12 protein-coding genes are annotated in these 16,484 nt (G+C 70.4%); 8 read left to right on the top strand and 4 right to left on the bottom strand.

Going from position 1 to position 16,484, the window contains the following annotated elements; all coding sequences use genetic code 11:
* Positions 1 to 4: 4 nt before the first annotated feature.
* The 3 genes from AC3FMM_RS18100 to AC3FMM_RS18090 all read right to left on the bottom strand — a co-directional run bounded on the left by AC3FMM_RS18100 (position 5) and on the right by AC3FMM_RS18090 (position 3,656).
* The gene (locus tag AC3FMM_RS18100) at positions 5 to 1,726 is read right to left on the bottom strand and encodes a cobaltochelatase CobT-related protein (RefSeq protein WP_473704917.1); all 1,722 of its coding nucleotides are present in this window, start codon (positions 1,724 to 1,726) and stop codon (positions 5 to 7) included.
* The gene (locus AC3FMM_RS18095) at positions 1,723 to 2,742 is read right to left on the bottom strand and encodes an AAA family ATPase (RefSeq protein WP_115712947.1); all 1,020 of its coding nucleotides are present in this window, start codon (positions 2,740 to 2,742) and stop codon (positions 1,723 to 1,725) included. The genes AC3FMM_RS18100 and AC3FMM_RS18095 overlap by 4 nt, the downstream gene beginning before the upstream one ends.
* Before the next feature lie 65 nt (positions 2,743 to 2,807).
* On the bottom strand, positions 2,808 to 3,656 hold the full coding sequence (locus tag AC3FMM_RS18090) for an IclR family transcriptional regulator (protein ID WP_115683709.1): 849 nt from the start codon (positions 3,654 to 3,656) through the stop codon (positions 2,808 to 2,810).
* Between the two features lie 334 nt (positions 3,657 to 3,990).
* On the opposite strand from AC3FMM_RS18090, the gene AC3FMM_RS18085 reads away from it, so the two are divergent.
* The 8 genes from AC3FMM_RS18085 (at position 3,991) to pdeM (ending at position 15,591) form a co-directional block, all read left to right on the top strand.
* Positions 3,991 to 5,427, top strand: coding sequence for an amino acid permease (locus AC3FMM_RS18085; RefSeq protein ID WP_116314624.1), 1,437 nt, complete (start codon positions 3,991 to 3,993; stop codon positions 5,425 to 5,427).
* Between the two features lie 131 nt (positions 5,428 to 5,558).
* Positions 5,559 to 7,121 (top strand): MocR-like pyridoxine biosynthesis transcription factor PdxR, encoded by a 1,563-nt coding sequence (gene pdxR, locus AC3FMM_RS18080; protein ID WP_115712945.1) that lies wholly within the window; start codon positions 5,559 to 5,561, stop codon positions 7,119 to 7,121.
* A gap of 118 nt (positions 7,122 to 7,239) precedes the next feature.
* Positions 7,240 to 7,641: a nuclear transport factor 2 family protein gene (locus AC3FMM_RS18075; RefSeq protein ID WP_115712944.1), complete on the top strand. Its 402-nt coding sequence runs from the start codon at positions 7,240 to 7,242 to the stop codon at positions 7,639 to 7,641.
* A 16-nt stretch (positions 7,642 to 7,657) separates the two neighbouring features.
* A complete protein-coding gene (locus AC3FMM_RS18070; RefSeq protein WP_488687216.1) occupies positions 7,658 to 9,103 on the top strand; it encodes an NAD(P)/FAD-dependent oxidoreductase in 1,446 nt (481 codons plus the stop codon).
* A gap of 284 nt (positions 9,104 to 9,387) precedes the next feature.
* Positions 9,388 to 10,503 (top strand): ligase-associated DNA damage response exonuclease, encoded by a 1,116-nt coding sequence (locus tag AC3FMM_RS18065; protein ID WP_488687215.1) that lies wholly within the window; start codon positions 9,388 to 9,390, stop codon positions 10,501 to 10,503.
* Positions 10,500 to 12,173, top strand: coding sequence for an ATP-dependent DNA ligase (locus tag AC3FMM_RS18060; RefSeq protein WP_488687214.1), 1,674 nt, complete (start codon positions 10,500 to 10,502; stop codon positions 12,171 to 12,173). The genes AC3FMM_RS18065 and AC3FMM_RS18060 overlap by 4 nt, the downstream gene beginning before the upstream one ends.
* On the top strand, positions 12,170 to 14,887 hold the full coding sequence (locus AC3FMM_RS18055) for a ligase-associated DNA damage response DEXH box helicase (RefSeq protein ID WP_488687213.1): 2,718 nt from the start codon (positions 12,170 to 12,172) through the stop codon (positions 14,885 to 14,887). The genes AC3FMM_RS18060 and AC3FMM_RS18055 overlap by 4 nt, the downstream gene beginning before the upstream one ends.
* Positions 14,884 to 15,591 (top strand): ligase-associated DNA damage response endonuclease PdeM, encoded by a 708-nt coding sequence (gene pdeM, locus AC3FMM_RS18050; protein ID WP_488687212.1) that lies wholly within the window; start codon positions 14,884 to 14,886, stop codon positions 15,589 to 15,591. The genes AC3FMM_RS18055 and pdeM overlap by 4 nt, the downstream gene beginning before the upstream one ends.
* On the opposite strand, the gene AC3FMM_RS18045 is transcribed toward pdeM, so the two are convergent.
* A complete protein-coding gene (locus AC3FMM_RS18045) occupies positions 15,576 to 16,349 on the bottom strand; it encodes an SDR family NAD(P)-dependent oxidoreductase (RefSeq protein ID WP_115712939.1) in 774 nt (257 codons plus the stop codon). The two genes, pdeM and AC3FMM_RS18045, sit on opposite strands and share 16 nt — an antisense overlap.
* Positions 16,350 to 16,484 lie beyond the last annotated feature (135 nt).

Below are 16,484 nucleotides of genomic sequence, written 5' to 3'. Positions count from 1 at the left end.
GCCGCTAGCGCCGCCTGGCCCCTACCAGCCCCGCGACCTCATCAAGCATCGCCATATCCACCGGCTGCGACAGGTCCAGCGCCAGCGTGTGGCGGTAATACGGGCTCAGGTCCAGCCCGACCCCCAGCCCGAGTATTTCCACATCCCGCAGCGCCTCGTGCCGAGCCACCACGGCCTTCAGGTGGTTGTCGAGGTAGCAGGCGTCGTTGGCCTGCCCGGTCGCGGTATCCATCGGGCTGCCGTCGGACACCACCACCAGGATGCGGCGCGCCTTGCCGCTGGCATGCAGGCGCGCGCAGGCCCACTCCACTGCCTCGCCGTCGACGCCCTCGCGGAACAGGTCGGCCTTCAGCAACGCGGTGATGTCGGTGCGCGCGCGCCGCCAGCTGCGCTGCGCGTCCTTGAACACCATGTGGCAGGTTTCGTTGAGCCGGCCCGGGTGCTGCGGGCGGCCGCGCGCGAGCCAGTCGCTGCGCGCCCGCCCGCCGTTCCACGCGTTGGTGGTAAAGCCCAGCACTTCGGTGGCGACGCCGGCCTGGTCCAGCGCGCGGGTGAGCAGGTCGACCAGCAGGGTCAGCGGCTCGGCCTGCGCCTTCATCGAGCCGGAGCAGTCGACCAGGAAGCCGACCACGCAATCGGCATGGGCCTTGTGCGCTTCCTGGCGAAACAGCCGTCGCTCGGCCGGCGAACTGACCAGTTGCGCCAGGCGGCGGCCGTCGATGCGGCCGCTTTCCTCGCCGAACGACCAGCCGTCCACGCGCGGCTGCGACAGCGCGGCGCGCAGCCGGCGCGCCAGCCGGGCGATGTTGACGCCGGCGCGCGCGATGCGTGCGTCCAGCCGCGTGCGGTACTCGTCCAGCAAGGCACGGCGCACCAGCGTGGCGGCGCGCACTTCGCGGTCGTAGCGGGCGGTGTAGATGCGGTAGCCATCGGTGGCGTCGGCAAGCACGCGGCTATGGCCGCTGTCGGCCAGGGCAAAGTCCTCCGCGGGCGGTTCGTCGAAGTCGAGCCACAGCGCGAAGCCGGCGCGCGCGGCGGAGGCAGCATGCTCATCCTCTTCGCCGGCACCTGGCGCTTCGGTGCGGATCATCTGCGCCACCGCATGCGCCAGCGCCAGCGCGTGCACGGCGTACGCGGCCTGGTCGTGGCGTTGCGCGCGCAGCCCCGCCAGCTGGTTGCCCAGCATCGGCACGATGGCGGCGCGCGTGGCCTCGATCAGGTCTTCGGTTTCTGCCAGCACCGGCGCGCCGGTCAGCCGCGACCAAGCCACCTGCGCCACGGTATAGAGCAGGATGCCGAGGTGGCCGTCGGTCAGGCCGGAACGATGGAAGGCGCGCGACCACGCCAGGAAGCGGTGGCGCAGGTTGGCCTCGACGCCGGCCATGCCGCGCGGCAGGCGGGTCTCGCAGCGCAGCTGCTCGAGCAGCTCGAACACCAGGCGCCCGACCGCATCGGCCGGGCACAGCCGCCGATGCAGGGCGGCGTCGGAATGCGCCTGGCGCAGCGCGGCGCCATCGGCGGCACCACGCAGGCACGCGGCGGTGTCGGTGTCCGGATCGGTGCGCAGGTGCGGCGCATGCTGCGGCACCGGGCGCAGCGCGCGCCACAGCTGGCCGTCGCGGAAATGCAGCGCCGCATCGCCGGTGAGCGCGCGCACCGCCGCGCCGGACAACTCATCCTGCCGCTGGCGCCGACGCAAGCGCTGGGCCAGCGCCGCCGCATTCATTGCACGGGCTCCGATGCCGCGCTGGCGCCAGCGGCCTCGCCAGGCAGTTGACCGAAGCAGCGCTGGTAGTACTCCGCCACCACCGGGCGTTCGGCCTCGTCGCACTTGTTCAGGAAGGTCAGCCGGAACGCAAGCGCGGGGTCGCGGAAGATCTGGCAGTTCTCGGCCCAGCTGATCACGGTGCGCGGCGACATCAGCGCCGACACATCGCCCGCGGCAAAGCCGCGGCGGGTCAGGCCCGCCAGCGCCACCATGGCATCGACCAGCGCGCGGCCGCCAGCGTCGTCCAGCTCGGGCACGCGTGCCAGCACGATGCCCGCCTCTTCGTCGTGCGGCAGGTAGTCCAGCGTCGCCACCACGTTCCAGCGGTCGATCTGCGCGTGGTTGAGCAGCTGCGTGCCGTGATAGAGCCCGTTGACGTTGCCCAGCCCCACGGTATTGGACGTGGCAAAGAGACGGAAGGAAGGATGGGGGCGGATCACGCGGTTCTGGTCCAGCAGCGTGAACTTGCCATCGCGCTCCAGGATGCGCTGGATCACGAACATCACGTCGGGCCGGCCCGCGTCGTATTCGTCGAAGATCAGCGCCACCGGACGCTGCAGCGCCCACGGCACGATGCCTTCCTGGAACTCGGTGACCTGGCGGCCGTCGCGTACCACGATGGCATCCTTGCCGACCAGGTCGAGCCGGCTGATGTGGCCGTCCAGGTTGACGCGAACACAGGGCCAGTTCAGCCGCGCGGCCACCTGCTCGATATGGGTCGACTTGCCGCTGCCATGCAGGCCCTGCACCATCACGCGCCGGTCGCGCATGAAGCCCGACAGGATCGCCAGCGTCACCTCGGGCTGGAAGCGGTAGGCCGGATCGATCTCCGGCACGTGGTCGTCGCGCTGGCTGAAGGCCGGCACCATCAGGCCGGAATCGATGCCGAACACGCTGCGCACCGGAATCATCCGGTCCGGCTTGCCAAACTGCTCTTGCGTCACCTTGTGCTCCTCGTTGCCTCGCTGCCCCATTGCCCGGGGCACGCCATGCCATCGGCACGGCGGCAAGCGGAGCGGTGCCGCGTAACGCCGTGCCTCTATTCGTCCTCTTCCGCGGCGTCCGTGGCCTCGGCGCCGCCCTGCCAGCTGCCCGCGCTGTCGGCCTCGATTGCCGCCAGCGCCGCCGCCGCCCGCTGCAGCGCGGGCAGCAGCTGCACTGCCTTGTCGCGCGACACGCGCATCACCGGGGCCTGCAGCGCCAGCCCCAGGTTGGACTTGCCGCCGTCGGCGGCCGGCACCAGCACGCCGATGCAGACCAGCCCCGGCAGGAATTCCTCGTCATCCATCGCGTAGCCGTCGCGCTTCACGCGCTCCAGTTCCGCTTCCAGCTGGCCATGGTCGGTCAGCGTGTTCTGCGTGTAGCGTTCCAGCTCCACATTGGCCAGCAGCCGCTGCCGCTGCGCCGGCGCAAGCTGCGCCAGGAACAGCTTGCCGGTGGCCGAGCAGTGCGCCGGCACGCGCGAACCCGGATGCAGGTAAAAGCGCAGCGGCGCCGCGGTCTCGACGCGATCCAGGTACAGCACCTCGCCGCCGGAGAACGCGGTCAGGTTGCAGCTCTCGCCCACCTCTTCCACCAGCCGGCGCAGCACCATGTGGCGCGCCCCGTGCGAGGTGCTGTTGAGCAACAGGTTCTCCGCCAGCCGGCGCAGCCGCAGGCCGGTGCCGTATTGCCGCCCGTCGCCGTTGCGCTGGATCAGTCCGGCCGCCTCCAGCTGCTGCAGCATGCGATGCAGCGTGGGCTTGGGCAGGCCGGTCTCTTCCACCAGTGCCTGCAGGTTGAAGGACTGGTCCTTCTCCGCGATGACCTCGAGCAGGCCGAACAAGCGCAGCGCCGGCGTATCTCCGTCCGGCCTGGCTTCACTTTTGGCGAGGCGCATATCGTTCATGCCTGGCTCCATCATAGGTAAGTTTCATTTTCAGAGTCAAATCATATCAATTATCGAAACTTCTGGTTGACCTTCCCGCTCGGACGGCCTACATTCCGGTTAAACAATAATTTTTTGGAACTTCTGGTTCCATTTTTTAAGCGAACACCGGAGACAAGTCGACATGTACGGATAGGCCATCCTCTCCCGGGATTGCAAATACTGAACGACCACGGCCCCAGGCTGGCATTTACTGCCCCGCCACCTATACCGAAGAGAAGCCGTGGCGCCTGCCTTAATCGCTGGACTGGCTGCAATGCAGTACCGACAGCAAGCGCAGCACAGGAGACACAACATGATCCAACAATCACCGTCCGGCAACGGACTATCCCACGGCCTCAAGCAACGCCACATGACCATGATCGCGCTCGGCGGCGTGATCGGTGCCGGCCTCTTCGTCGGCAGCGGCGTCGTCATCAAGTCGGCCGGCCCGGCCGCGGTACTTTCCTTCCTGATCACCGGCCTGCTGGTGGTGCTGGTGATGCGCATGCTGGGCGAGATGGCCTGCGCCATGCCCGGCAGCGGCGGCTTCTACGAGTATGCACGCGAGGCCTGGCGCGATCGCCCCGCGGTGGGCAACCTGGCCGGCTTCCTGACCGGCTGGATGTACTGGTACTTCTGGGTCATCGTGGTGGCGCTGGAAGCGGTGGCGGGCGCGGACCTGGTGCGCTACTGGCTGCCGGACGTGCCCAACTGGATCATCAGCCTGGTGCTGCTGGTGATGCTGACGCTGACCAACCTGGTATCGGTCAAGTCCTTCGGCGAGTTCGAGTTCTGGTTCGCCTCGATCAAGGTGGCGGCAATCATGGTGTTCCTGTTCGTCGCCGGCGTCTACGTGCTGGGCCTGGCCCCTGGGTCGCACGGCATGGAGGTGGCCAACCTGACCGCCAACGGCGGCTTCATGCCCAACGGCATCGTGCCGGTGCTGACCGGCGCGGTGGCGGCCACCGGCTTCTACTTCGGCGCCGAAATCGTCACCATCGCCGCCGCCGAAACCGCCGAGCCGCAGAAGGCCGTGGCCAAGGCCACCAGCTCGGTGATCACGCGCGTGCTGGTGTTCTATGTCGGTTCGATCCTGCTGGTGGTCTGCCTGGTGCCGTGGAACTCCACCAGCATCGCCACCCCTTACGTCAGCGCGCTGAACGTGATGGGCGTGCCGGCGGCCGCGCAGATCATGAACGCGATCGTGCTGACCGCGGTGCTGTCGGCGCTCAACTCGGGCCTGTACGCGTCCTCGCGCATGCTGTTTGCGCTGACCCGTCGCGGCGACGCGCCGCAGTCGCTGGCCCGCGTCAGCCGCAACGGCGTGCCGGTGCGCGCCATCCTGGTGGCGACGCTGTTCGGCTACGGCGCGGTGGTGATGTCCTATGTCTCGCCCGACACGGTGTTCGCCTTCCTGGTGAATTCGTACGGCACGGTGGCGATCTTCGTCTACATCCTGATCGCGATCTCGCAGCTGCGCCTGCGTTCGCGGCTGGAGCGCGAGGCGCCGGACCAGCTGCGCGTGCGCATGTGGTGCTATCCGTACCTCACCTATGTGGCAATCCTGGGCATGCTCGGCATCGTGGTGGCGATGGCCTTCATTCCCGACCAGCGCACGCCCCTGGCGCTGGGCGTGGTGAGCCTTGCGCTGCTGCTGGTGGCCTACTTCGCGCGGCAACTGTTTCGGCGTGGCGTGGAGCCTGTAGTGCCGCTGGCGGAACTGCCGCGCCGCGACCTGCGCAAGTATTGAAGCGCAATCAAGGCGCAAGGAAGCGCCGCTGCCTGGCGCCGACATGCCCGAAGCAACTTAACCATGACTGACGTGGCGCGCCGGTGCGGTATGCTGGCGCGCTTCGTCATTCGGCAAACGCCCCCTGCCCCATGAGCCTGAAGTCTCCCACCACCCTCTGGTCGCAGCTGTTCCAGCAGCATGTGCATTCGGGCCTGAGCCTGCAGGGCAAGATCCGCCAGATGCTGGTCTCGGCGATCCTTGACGAGCAGCTGCCGCAAGGCGAGCCGCTGCCCAGCAGCCGCGAGCTTTCGGCGCAGCTGCGGGTGGCGCGCAATACGGTGGTGCTGGCCTACCAGCAGCTGGTCGACGAGGGCTACCTGGTCGCGCGCGAGCGCAGCGGCTACTTCGTCAACCCGGAAATCCTGGGCACCCGCGTCAGCGGCGTCGCCTCGCTGCGCGGCGAACCGGTGCCGGCGCGCGCGGGCGAGCCCGACTGGGAACGGCGCTTCGTGTTCCGTCCCACGCAGCAGCGCAATATCGTCAAGCGCGCCAACTGGCGCGACTATCCCTACCCCTTTATCTACGGCCAGTACGACCCGGCGCTGTTCCCCACCGCGGACTGGCGCGAATGCTGCCTGAAGGCGCTGAGCGTGCTCGACATCCACGACTGGGCCCAGGACATGATCCTGCGCGACGACGAGTCGCTGGTGCAGCAGATCCGCACCCGCGTGCTGCCGCGCCGCGGGGTCTGGGCCGGCACCGACGAGATCGTGATCACCGTGGGCGCGCAGCAGGCGCTGTACCTGCTGGCCGACCTGCTGGTCAGCCCCGACACCCCGGTCGGCATCGAAGACCCCGGCTATCCCGACGCCCGCAATATCTTCGGCTCGCACACGTCGAGCCTGGTGCCGCTGCCGGTCGATGACCACGGCCTGACGCTGTCCGACGCGCAGCGCGCCTGCGACTACGTCTACGTGACCCCCGGCCACCAGTGCCCGACCACCGTCACCATGCCACTGGCGCGGCGCCAGGCGCTGCTGCGCCAGGCCGAGGAAGCGGACTTCGTGCTGATCGAGGACGACTACGAGGCCGAGAGCCGCTTCGAGGGCGATCCCACGCCCACGCTCAAGAGCCTGGACCGCAGCAACCGCGTGATCTACGTCGGCAGCCTGTCCAAGAGCCTGGCGCCGGGCCTGCGCATCGGCTACATCGTCGGCCCGGCCGCGCTGATCGCGGAACTGCGCGGCGCGCGCCGGCTGATGCTGCGGCACCCGTCGGCGTATATCCAGCGCGCGTTCTCGCTGTTCCTGTCGCTCGGCCACTATGACGCGCACCTGCGCCGGCTGGCCGCCGCGCACCGGGAGCGCGCCGAAGCGGTGCTGGCGGCGCTGGCCACGCATATGCCCGACTTCCGCGCGGTGCCGATCGCCGGCGGCGCGTCGTGCTGGATCGAGGGGCCGTCCTGGCTCGACGCCGATGCGCTGGCACGGCTGGCAGAGCTGCAGGGCGTGCTGATCGAGCCCGGCAGCGTCTTCTTCATGGCCGAGCCCGCGCCGCGCAACGGCTTCCGGCTGGGCTACTCGTCGATCTCGCTGGACCGCATCGAGCCCGGCATCCGCGTGCTGGCCGGCGTCGCGCGTGAACTGCAGGCCACCGCCGGCAGTGCCAGCGCCCCCGCCGCCGTCACTTCCCGGGCCCGCCCCGCCGCCTGAGCGGCTGGCCCAAGCGATAGTCCCGAACTGGCGCTACAGCGCCGCGGCCGGTTTCCCTATCCTCGAGTCATGGCCGGTTCCCGATGGACCGGCACACAACACTCACGGAGACCAAGCCATGTCCAAGGACAACACCGCCGCCGGCATCGAACTGCTGCAAGCCTTCAACGACGCCTGGAACCGCCACGACATCGACGCGCTGATGGACTGCATGGCCGATGACTGCGTCTTCCACGGCGTGGCCGGCCCCGACCTGCTCGGCCGCAGCTTTGTCGGCCGCGAGGCGGTGCGCGAAGGCTTCCAGCTGGCCTGGCAGACCTTCCCCGATGCGCAATGGGTCGATGGCGACCACTTCGTCACGGGCGACCGCGGCGTCAGCGAATCGACCTTCCGCGGCACCCGCGCCGACGGCGCCCGCATCGAAGCGCGCATGGTCGACGTGTTCACCTTCCGCGGCGGCAAGATCGCGGTGAAGAATGCCTACCGCAAGGACCGCCCGCCGGTGGTGGCCGCAGCCTGAAGCGAGGAGACGCGCCATGCAAGCCGTAGCCCCCCGCAGCAGCCTCCTGGCCGGCGAGCAGTCGACCGCCCCGACCCGGCCGTACGACCCCGCCTACGACCCGCTGCACACGCCCACGCCCGGCCATGGCCGGGAATATGCGCCCACCTACTGGATCGGCACCGCGGGCGAGCCGCCCGCCGACGACGGCCCGATCACGCACGACATCGACGTCGACGTGGCCATCATCGGCTCGGGCTTCACCGGCCTGACCTGCGCCATCTTCCTGGCGCAGGAATACGGCATCAAGGCCACCGTGCTCGAGGCCAACCGCGTCAGCTGGGGCTGCAGCACGCGCAACGGCGGCCAGGCGCAATGCGCGTCGGGGCGGCTCAAGCGCTCGCAGTGGATCCAGCGCTACGGCCTCGATACCGCGCTGCGCCTGCATCAAGAGGTCTGCGACGGCATGGAGACCTTCAAGGGCCTGATCAAGGACATCGACTGCGATCCGCAGCCCGGTGGCCACCTGTATATCGCGCACCGCGTCAAGGTGATGCCCGCGCTGGAGAAGGAAGCGAAGATCCTGCGCGAGGTGTTCAACTACGACGCGCGCATCCTCGATGCCGACACCGTGCGGCGCGAATACGTCGACGACAAGGAAGCCGCGGGCGCCATGCACGAACCCGAGGGCATCGGCATCCATGCCGGCAAGCTCGCCTTCGGCTACCTGCGCCGCGCGCGCGCGCTCGGCGCCAAGGTGCATCCGTCCAGCCCGGTGACGGGCTGGGAAACGCGCAATGGCGTGCACTACCTGCGCACCCCGGGCGGCATCGTGCGCGCCCGCGCCGTGGGCGTGGCCACCGGCGGCTATACTTCGCAGTCGCTGCACCGCGAGCTGAAGAACCGGCTGTTCCCGATCCTGTCGAACTCCATCGTCACGCGCCCGCTCACCGCCGATGAACTGGCCGCGTGCAACTTCCGCACCACGCAGGTCATCACCGACACCCGCATCCTGCGCCACTACTACCGGCTCATGCCCGACGGCCGCCTGCAGATCGGCAGCCGCAGCGCCATCACCGGCAACGACGCGCCGCAGGACCAGTACAAGCAGAAGCTGATCGCCGACATGCACCGCAAATTCCCCGCGCTGCAGGGTATCCAGATCGACTATTCCTGGTGGGGCTGGGTCGACGTCAGCCACGACATGATGCCGCGCATCACCCAGCCCGACCCGGCGCAGTCGATCTACTACGCCATGGGCTACGGCGGCAACGGCGTGATGTATTCCGCCCAGGCCGGCAAGCGCCTGGCGGCGCTGATCGCCGGCAAGTCGTCGGCGCTGCCGGAACTGCCCATCTTCGGCTCGCCGCTGCCGTTCCCCAATGTGCGCGAGATGGTGGAATCGCAGATGTTCGCACCGTTCCGGAGGCTGGGGCAGCGGGTGCTGTATCACTGGTATCACCTGAAGGACGACGTGCTGTAAGCAGTCTGGCGCTGCCGGCTGAAAGCGCACGCCGTCCCTGCCACCGACCTTCGAACTCGCGATTGCGTACTCCCTCTCCCGCACGCGGGAGAGGGGAGCACACCGTCAGCCGCGTTGCGTTGAATCGATGCGTCAAGCGCGACCCCGCTTGTCAGACCCCCACCGACACCCGAACCAGCCCCCACCGCCTCCACACCCGGCAGCGCCGCGAAGTATGATGCCCAGGTCTCCCTCCGCGGGAGCATCGCGGCCACGCAGCGGCCGCAGTGCATCAGGAGGCACGCTTGGACCCGACCCGGCCGCTACCCGATTCCGCCCGCCCCGGCGACCTCATCGTCGCCCGGCCGGAAGGCCTCTATTGCCCGCCCGGCGACTTCTACATCGATCCGTGGCGCCCGGTCGAGCGCGCCGTCATTACCCACGCCCACTCCGACCACGCCCGCTTCGGCCATGCGCACTACCTGTGCGCGGCGCCCGGCCGCGGCGTGCTGCTGGCGCGGCTGCCCGGCATCCAACTCGATACCCTGCGCTACGGCGAACGCATCACCCACCACGGCGTCACGCTGAGCCTGCATCCGGCCGGGCACGTGCTGGGCTCGGCGCAGGTGCGGCTGGAGCATGGCGGGCAGGTCTGGGTGGCCTCGGGCGACTACAAGCTGGAAGCCGACGGCACCTGCGCCCCGTTCGAGCCGGTGCCCTGCGACACCTTCATCACCGAAAGCACGTTCGGCCTGCCGATCTACCGCTGGCCGCCGCAGGCGACGCTGATGGCCGAAATCTTCGACTGGTGGCAGGCCAATGCCCGTGCCGGGCGCGCCAGCGTCGTCTACGCCTATACCTTCGGCAAGGCGCAGCGCATCCTGCATGGCCTGCTGCGGCATACCGGCGCCGATGGCATGCCCGGGCCGGTGATCGTGCATGGCGCGCTGACGCAGCTCAACGCCGCCTATGCCGAGGCTGGCGTCGCGCTGCCGCCCACGGCACTGGTCTCCGAACTGCCCGCGCGCAGCCCGCTGCTGCGCCAGGCGCTGGTGGTGGCGCCGCCCTCGGCGCAGCGCTCGCCCTGGCTGCGGCGTTTCGGCGATGCCTCCGACGCGTTCGCCAGCGGCTGGATGCAGCTGCGCGGCACGCGCCGGCGGCGCGGCGTCGATCGCGGCTTTGCGCTGTCGGACCATGCCGACTGGCCCGGGCTGCTGCAGGCGATCAGCGCCACCGGCGCGGCCCGCATCATCGTGACCCACGGCAACGTGCCGGTGATGGTGCGCTACCTCGGCGAGCGCGGCTGGCAGGCGCAGGCCTTCGACACCGAGTACGGCGACGACGATGAAGCCGCGCGCCCGGACCCGGCGGTGTCCGCCGAAGCGGGCCAGGAAGCGGGCCACGAAAAGGCCGCGCCATGAAGGCCTTTGCCGACCTCTACGCCGCGCTCGACGGCACCACGTCGACCAAGGCCCGGCTGGCCGCGCTGGTCGAATACCTGCGTGTCGCGCCGCCCGAGGATGCCGCCTGGGCCGTCTATTTCCTGGCGGGCGGCAAGCCGCGCCAGATCGTGCCGGTATCGCTGCTGCGCGACCTCGCACGGCAGGCCGCCGACCTGCCCGACTGGCTGTTCGAGGAAAGCTACCAGGCGGTCGGCGATCTTGCCGAGACCATCGCGCTGCTGCTGCCGGAGCCGCGCGATGCCGACCACGCCGGCCTGGCGGAATGGGTCGAGCTGCGGCTGCTGCCGCTGCGCGGGCTGCCGCCGGAAGCGCTGCTGCCGCGACTCGATGCGCTGTGGCGCCCGCTCGATGCGCATGGCCGGCTGGTGCTGTTCAAGCTGATCACCGGCGCGTTCCGCGTGGGGGTGTCGCGCCTGCTGGTCACGCGCGCGCTGGGCGAGGTGGCCGGCATCGACCCCAAGCGCGTGGCCGAGCGCATGGTCGGCTACACCGATCTCTCGGCGCGCCCCGACGCGGCGCGCTTGCTGGCCCTGCTGGCGCCCGAGGACGAAGACGACCGCGCCCTGCGCGCCGGCGGCCAGCCGTATCCGTTCTTCCTGGCCCATCCCCTGCAGGCCCCGGCCGAGCAGTTCGACACCGTGCTGGGCGCGCCCGGCGCGTGGCTGGTGGAATGGAAGTGGGACGGCATCCGCGCCCAGCTGGTGCGGCGCGGCGGCCAGACCTGGCTGTGGTCGCGCGGCGAGGAACTGATCACCGAGCGCTTCCCGGAACTGCAGCAGGCCGCCGCGACGTTGCCAAACGGCACCGTGCTCGATGGCGAGATCGTGATCTGGCAGCAGGGGCGCGTGCAGCCGTTCGCGTTGCTGCAGCAGCGCATCGGCCGCAAGACGCTGAGCGCCAGGCTGCTGCGCGAAGCGCCCGCCATCCTGATGGCGTACGACCTGCTCGAGTGGCAGGGCGAGGACTGGCGTAGCCGCCCGCAGGCCGAGCGCCGCGCGCGGCTGGAACAGGTGGTCGCCGCGCACGTCCACCCCGCACTGGAACTGAGTCCGCTGGTGGACGCCGACAGCTGGGAACACTATGCCCGCCTGCGCGACGCATCGCGCGAGCTGGGCGTGGAGGGCTTCATGCTGAAGGCCGCCGGCGCGGCCTATGGCGCGGGCCGCACCAAGGATGTGGGGGTCTGGTGGAAGTGGAAGATCGACCCGTACTCGGTCGATGCCGTGCTGGTCTACGCGCAGCGCGGCCACGGCCGCCGCGCCAGCCTCTATACCGACTTCACCTTCGCCGTCTGGAACGGCCCGCCCGGAACGCCGGGGCGGGCGCTGGTGCCGTTCGCCAAGGCCTATTCCGGGCTGACCGACGCCGAGATGCGCGCGGTCGACGCCATCGTGCGCCGCACCACGGTCGAGAAGTTCGGCCCGGTGCGCAGCGTGGAGCCGACCCAGGTGTTCGAGCTCGGCTTCGAAGGCATTGCCCGCAGCGGCCGCCACAAGAGCGGCATCGCGGTGCGCTTTCCGCGCATGCTGCGCTGGCGCACCGACAAGCCGATCGAAGAGGCCGACACGCTGGCCACGCTCGAAGCGATGCTGCCGGCCACCGGCACGCCGCGCGAGGATGCGGCATGAACCCGCCCCGTGGCGCAAGCCGGCAAGCGACGGCGGCGGTCGACCCGGCCCTGCCCGACCCGCCTGCGTTGACCGTGGCCCAGGGCATGCAGGCGCTGTTCGACGCGCGCGGCTGGCAGCCCTTCGCCTTCCAGCGCGAAGTCTGGACCGCGATCGCGCGCGGCCAGAGCGGGCTGCTGCATGCCACCACCGGCACCGGCAAGACCTATGCGGCGTGGCTCGGCGCGCTGATGGCGTTCGCCACGCCGCGCGCGGCCCCGTCGCACGGCAAGCCCGCGCCGCCGCTGACCGTGCTGTGGCTGACGCCGATGCGCGCGCTGGCGGCGGACACCACGCGCGCGCTGCAGGCGCCGCTGGCCGAGCTGGACCTCGACTGGACCGTCGCGCTGCGCACCGGCGACACCGGCAGTGCCGAGCGCGCGGCGCAGCAGCGGCGCTTGCCGACCGCACTGGTGACCACGCCCGAAAGCCTGACGCTGATGCTGACCCGTGCCGACGCGCACGACACCCTGCGGCGCGTGCGCATGGTGGTGGTCGACGAATGGCACGAGCTGCTCGGCAACAAGCGCGGCGTGCAGGTGCAGCTGGCGCTGGCGCGGCTGCGGCAATGGCAGCCCGCGCTGATGGTGTGGGGGCTGTCGGCCACGCTCGGCAATCTGCCGCACGCGGCCGACGTGCTCCTGAGCGGCGTGCCCGGCGAGCGGCGCGTGCTGGTGCACGGCCATACGCCGAAGACCCTGGTGATCGATACCCTGCTGCCCGACAACGCCAGCCGCTTCCCGTTTGCCGGCCACCTGGGCCTGTCGATGCTGCCGCACGTGGTCGAAGAACTGGCGCACGGCGGCACCACGCTGGTGTTCCTCAATACGCGCTCGCAGGCCGAGCTGTGGTACCAGGCGCTGCTCGACGCGCGCCCGGACTGGGCGGGCGAGATTGCCCTGCACCACGGCTCGCTCGACCGCGCGGTGCGCGAATGGGTCGAGCTGAACCTGAAGAACGGCGCGCTGCGCGCGGTGGTGTGCACCTCCAGCCTGGACCTTGGTGTCGACTTCCTGCCGGTGGAGCGCGTGCTGCAGGTCGGATCGCCCAAAGGGGTGGCGCGCCTGCTGCAGCGCGCCGGGCGCTCCGGCCATGCGCCGGGCCGCGCCTCGCGCGTGACGGTGGTTCCCACGCACAGCCTGGAACTGGTCGAGGCCGTGGCCGCGCGGCATGCGGTGCAGGCCGGCCGGATCGAGGCGCGCGAGTCGCCCGACAAACCGCTCGACGTGCTGGTGCAGCACCTGGTCACGGTGGCGCTGGGCGGCGGCTTCCGGCCCGAAGCATTGCTGGCCGAGGTGCGCTCCGCCTGGGCCTACCGCGGCCTGACCGGCGAGGAATGGCAGTGGTGCCTGGACTTCGTGCGCCAGGGTGGCGCCACGCTGACGGCGTACCCGGATTTCCGCCGCGCGGTGCCCGACGACGAAGGCGTCTGGCGCGTGCCGGACGTGGGGCTGGCGCGGCGCCACCGCATGAGCGTGGGCACCATCGTCAGCGATGCCACCATGCAGGTGCGCTACTGGAGCCGCGCGGGCAGCGGCGGCGCCTCGCTGGGGTCGGTGGAAGAAGGCTTTATCGCCCGGCTCGCGCCCGGCGACTGCTTCCTGTTCGGGGGCCGGCTGCTGGAACTGGTGCGGGTGCAGGAGATGACCGCCTTCGTGCGCCGTGCGAGCGGCCGACGCCCGGTGGTGCCGCGCTGGAACGGCGGCAAGATGCCGATGTCGACCGAGCTGGCCGAGGCCGTGATCGACACGCTCGCCGCAGCCGCGGCGGGCCGGCTGGATCCGCGCGACACCCCCGAGCTGCCGCTGATCCAGCCGCTGGTGGACCTGCAGGCGCAGTGGTCGGCCCTGCCCACGCGCCACACCCTGCTGGCCGAATCGCTGCATTCGCGCGAGGGCTGGCACCTGTTCCTCTATCCGTTTGCCGGCCGCTCGGTCCACCTTGGCCTGGGCAGCCTGCTGGCATGGCGGCTGGGGCAACAGGTGCCGGCCACGTTCTCGGTGGCCGTCAACGATTACGGGCTGGAACTGCTGGCGTCGGCGCCGGTGGACTGGGCCCGCTGGCTGCCGCAGGTATTGGCCGACGAGCGCCGGCGCGACCTGGCCGCCGACGTGCTGGGCAGCCTCAACGCGGGCGAACTGTCGTTGCGGCGTTTCCGCGAGATCGCGCGCATTGCCGGGCTGATCTTCCAGGGCTACCCCGGCGCGCCCAAAAGCGCGCGCCAGCTGCAGGCGTCGTCCAGCCTGTTCTACGAGGTCTTCCGCAAGCACGACCCCGGCAACCTGCTGCTGGGCCAGGCCGAACGCGAAGTGCTGATGCAGGAGCTGGACGCGCATCGGCTCGCCGCAACGCTGGAGCGGCTGGCGGCGCTGAAGCTGGACCTGCACGCGCTGAAGCGGCCCACGCCGCTGTCGTTCCCGCTGGTGGTGGAGTTCCTGCGCGAGAAGCTCAGCACCGAGAAGCTCGCCGACCGCATCGCCCGGATGCTGGCCGACCTGGAACTGGCGGCCGGACCCGAGCCCGGCGAAGCCGCGGGCATGCCGGCCGAAGCGACGGCCGATGCCGTTGCCGAGGCCGCGCGCTTCGGCATGGCCGACCATGCCGGCCCGTCCGCCAGAACACCGCGCCGGGCGCGCCGGCCACGCAAGCCGTCGAAGCCGTTGCCGCTGCTATGACGCCCGACGCCCGCACCTTGCAGCAGGGCGGCGCGATGGCGGTGGAGGCCGCCGGCGAAACGCTTTGGCTGCTGCCCGAACATGCGCTGTGGTGGCCGGCGGCCGACATGCTGATGGTGGCCGACGTCCACTTTGGCAAGGCCGCGGCGTTCCGCGCGCTCGGGCAACCGGTACCGCACGGCACCACCGGCGACAACCTGTCAGTGCTGACCCGGCTGGTGCGACAACTGCCGGTCGATGAACTGGTATTCCTCGGCGACTTCCTGCACGCGCGCGCCTCGCGCACGCCAGCGGTGCTGCAGGCGTTATACGACTGGCGCCAGGACCTGCCGGCGCCGTTGCGCTGCACGCTGGTGCGCGGCAACCACGACGCGCGCGCCGGCGACCCGCCCGCGTCGCTCGGCATTGCCGTGGTGTCCGAGCCCGTGGTGGCGGGCCCGTTCGCGCTCTGCCATATGCCCGGCACGTCGCCGCTGGGCTATGTGCTGGCGGGCCATCTGCACCCGGCCTGCCGGCTGCGCGGCAGCGGCGCCGACAGCCTGCGCCTGCCCTGCTTCCTGTTCGGGCCGCGCGGCGCCATCCTGCCCGCGTTCGGCGCCTTCACCGGCCATGCCACGGTGCGGCCGCAGGCCGACGAGCGCGCCTATGTGGTCGGCGGCGGCAGGGTCTGGCCGGTGGGCCCGGGGCGTCAGAACAACGTATAGCCGCCGTCGATGACGAAGGTATCGCCGGTGTGGTAGGCCGAGGCCGGGCTCATCAGGTAGACCGCGATGCCGGCGAAGTCGCTGCCCTCGCCCCAGCGGCGCATCGGCACGCGCTTGTGCACCATCTCCTGGAAGGCATCGTTGCCCTGCGCCGCGCTCGTCATCTCGGTCTTGATCCAGCCCGGCAGGATCGAATGGGCGCGGATGCCCTTGCGCGCATACTCGACCGCGAGCCCCCGCATCATCGAGATCACGCCGCCCTTGGTGGCGGCGTAGTGCTCGGCGCGCGGCGCGCCTTCGATGGCGGCGACCGAGGCCGTGCTGCACAGCACGCCGCCGTCGCCCTGCGCCAGCATCTGCCGCACCGCCGCGCGCAGCGTGAAGAAGGCGCCGTCCAGGTTGACGCGCAGGGTCCGGCGCCAGGCCTCGGTGGCGATCTGGTCGAACGGTGCCTTGCTGCCGCTGCCCACGCCGGCGTTGGCAAAGCAGCCGTCGATGCGTCCCAGCGCCGCCACCGTGCGCATCATTGCGGCGTCGACCGCCTGCTCATCGCCCACGTCGCAAAGCTCCGTATGGACCTTGCGCCCGTGCCGGCCCAGCCGGTCCGCGGCGGCGGCGTTCTTGTCCGCGTTGGTGCCCCAGATCGCGATATCGGCGCCGGCCACGGCCAGCCCCTCGGCAATGCCCAGGCCAATGCCGCCGTTACCGCCGGTCACCAGTGCCACCTTGCCGGTCAGGTCGAACGGATGTGTGCTCATGTCTGTCTCCTCGGATGGTTTTGTCGCTGTCTTGGCCGGACATTGTTGGCAAGACAGGCGCAAAAACTCGTCGTCGGAACAGATGAAATTGCCCCAGCGGAAGGGGAAACAGAGAAGCGGGCGTGGCGCCGCCAC

It is taken from the genome of Cupriavidus sp. 207A1, from assembly GCF_057798955.1.
Note: the sequence above shows the minus strand (reverse complement) of the source record. Positions and strands in the feature narration are given on the sequence as shown.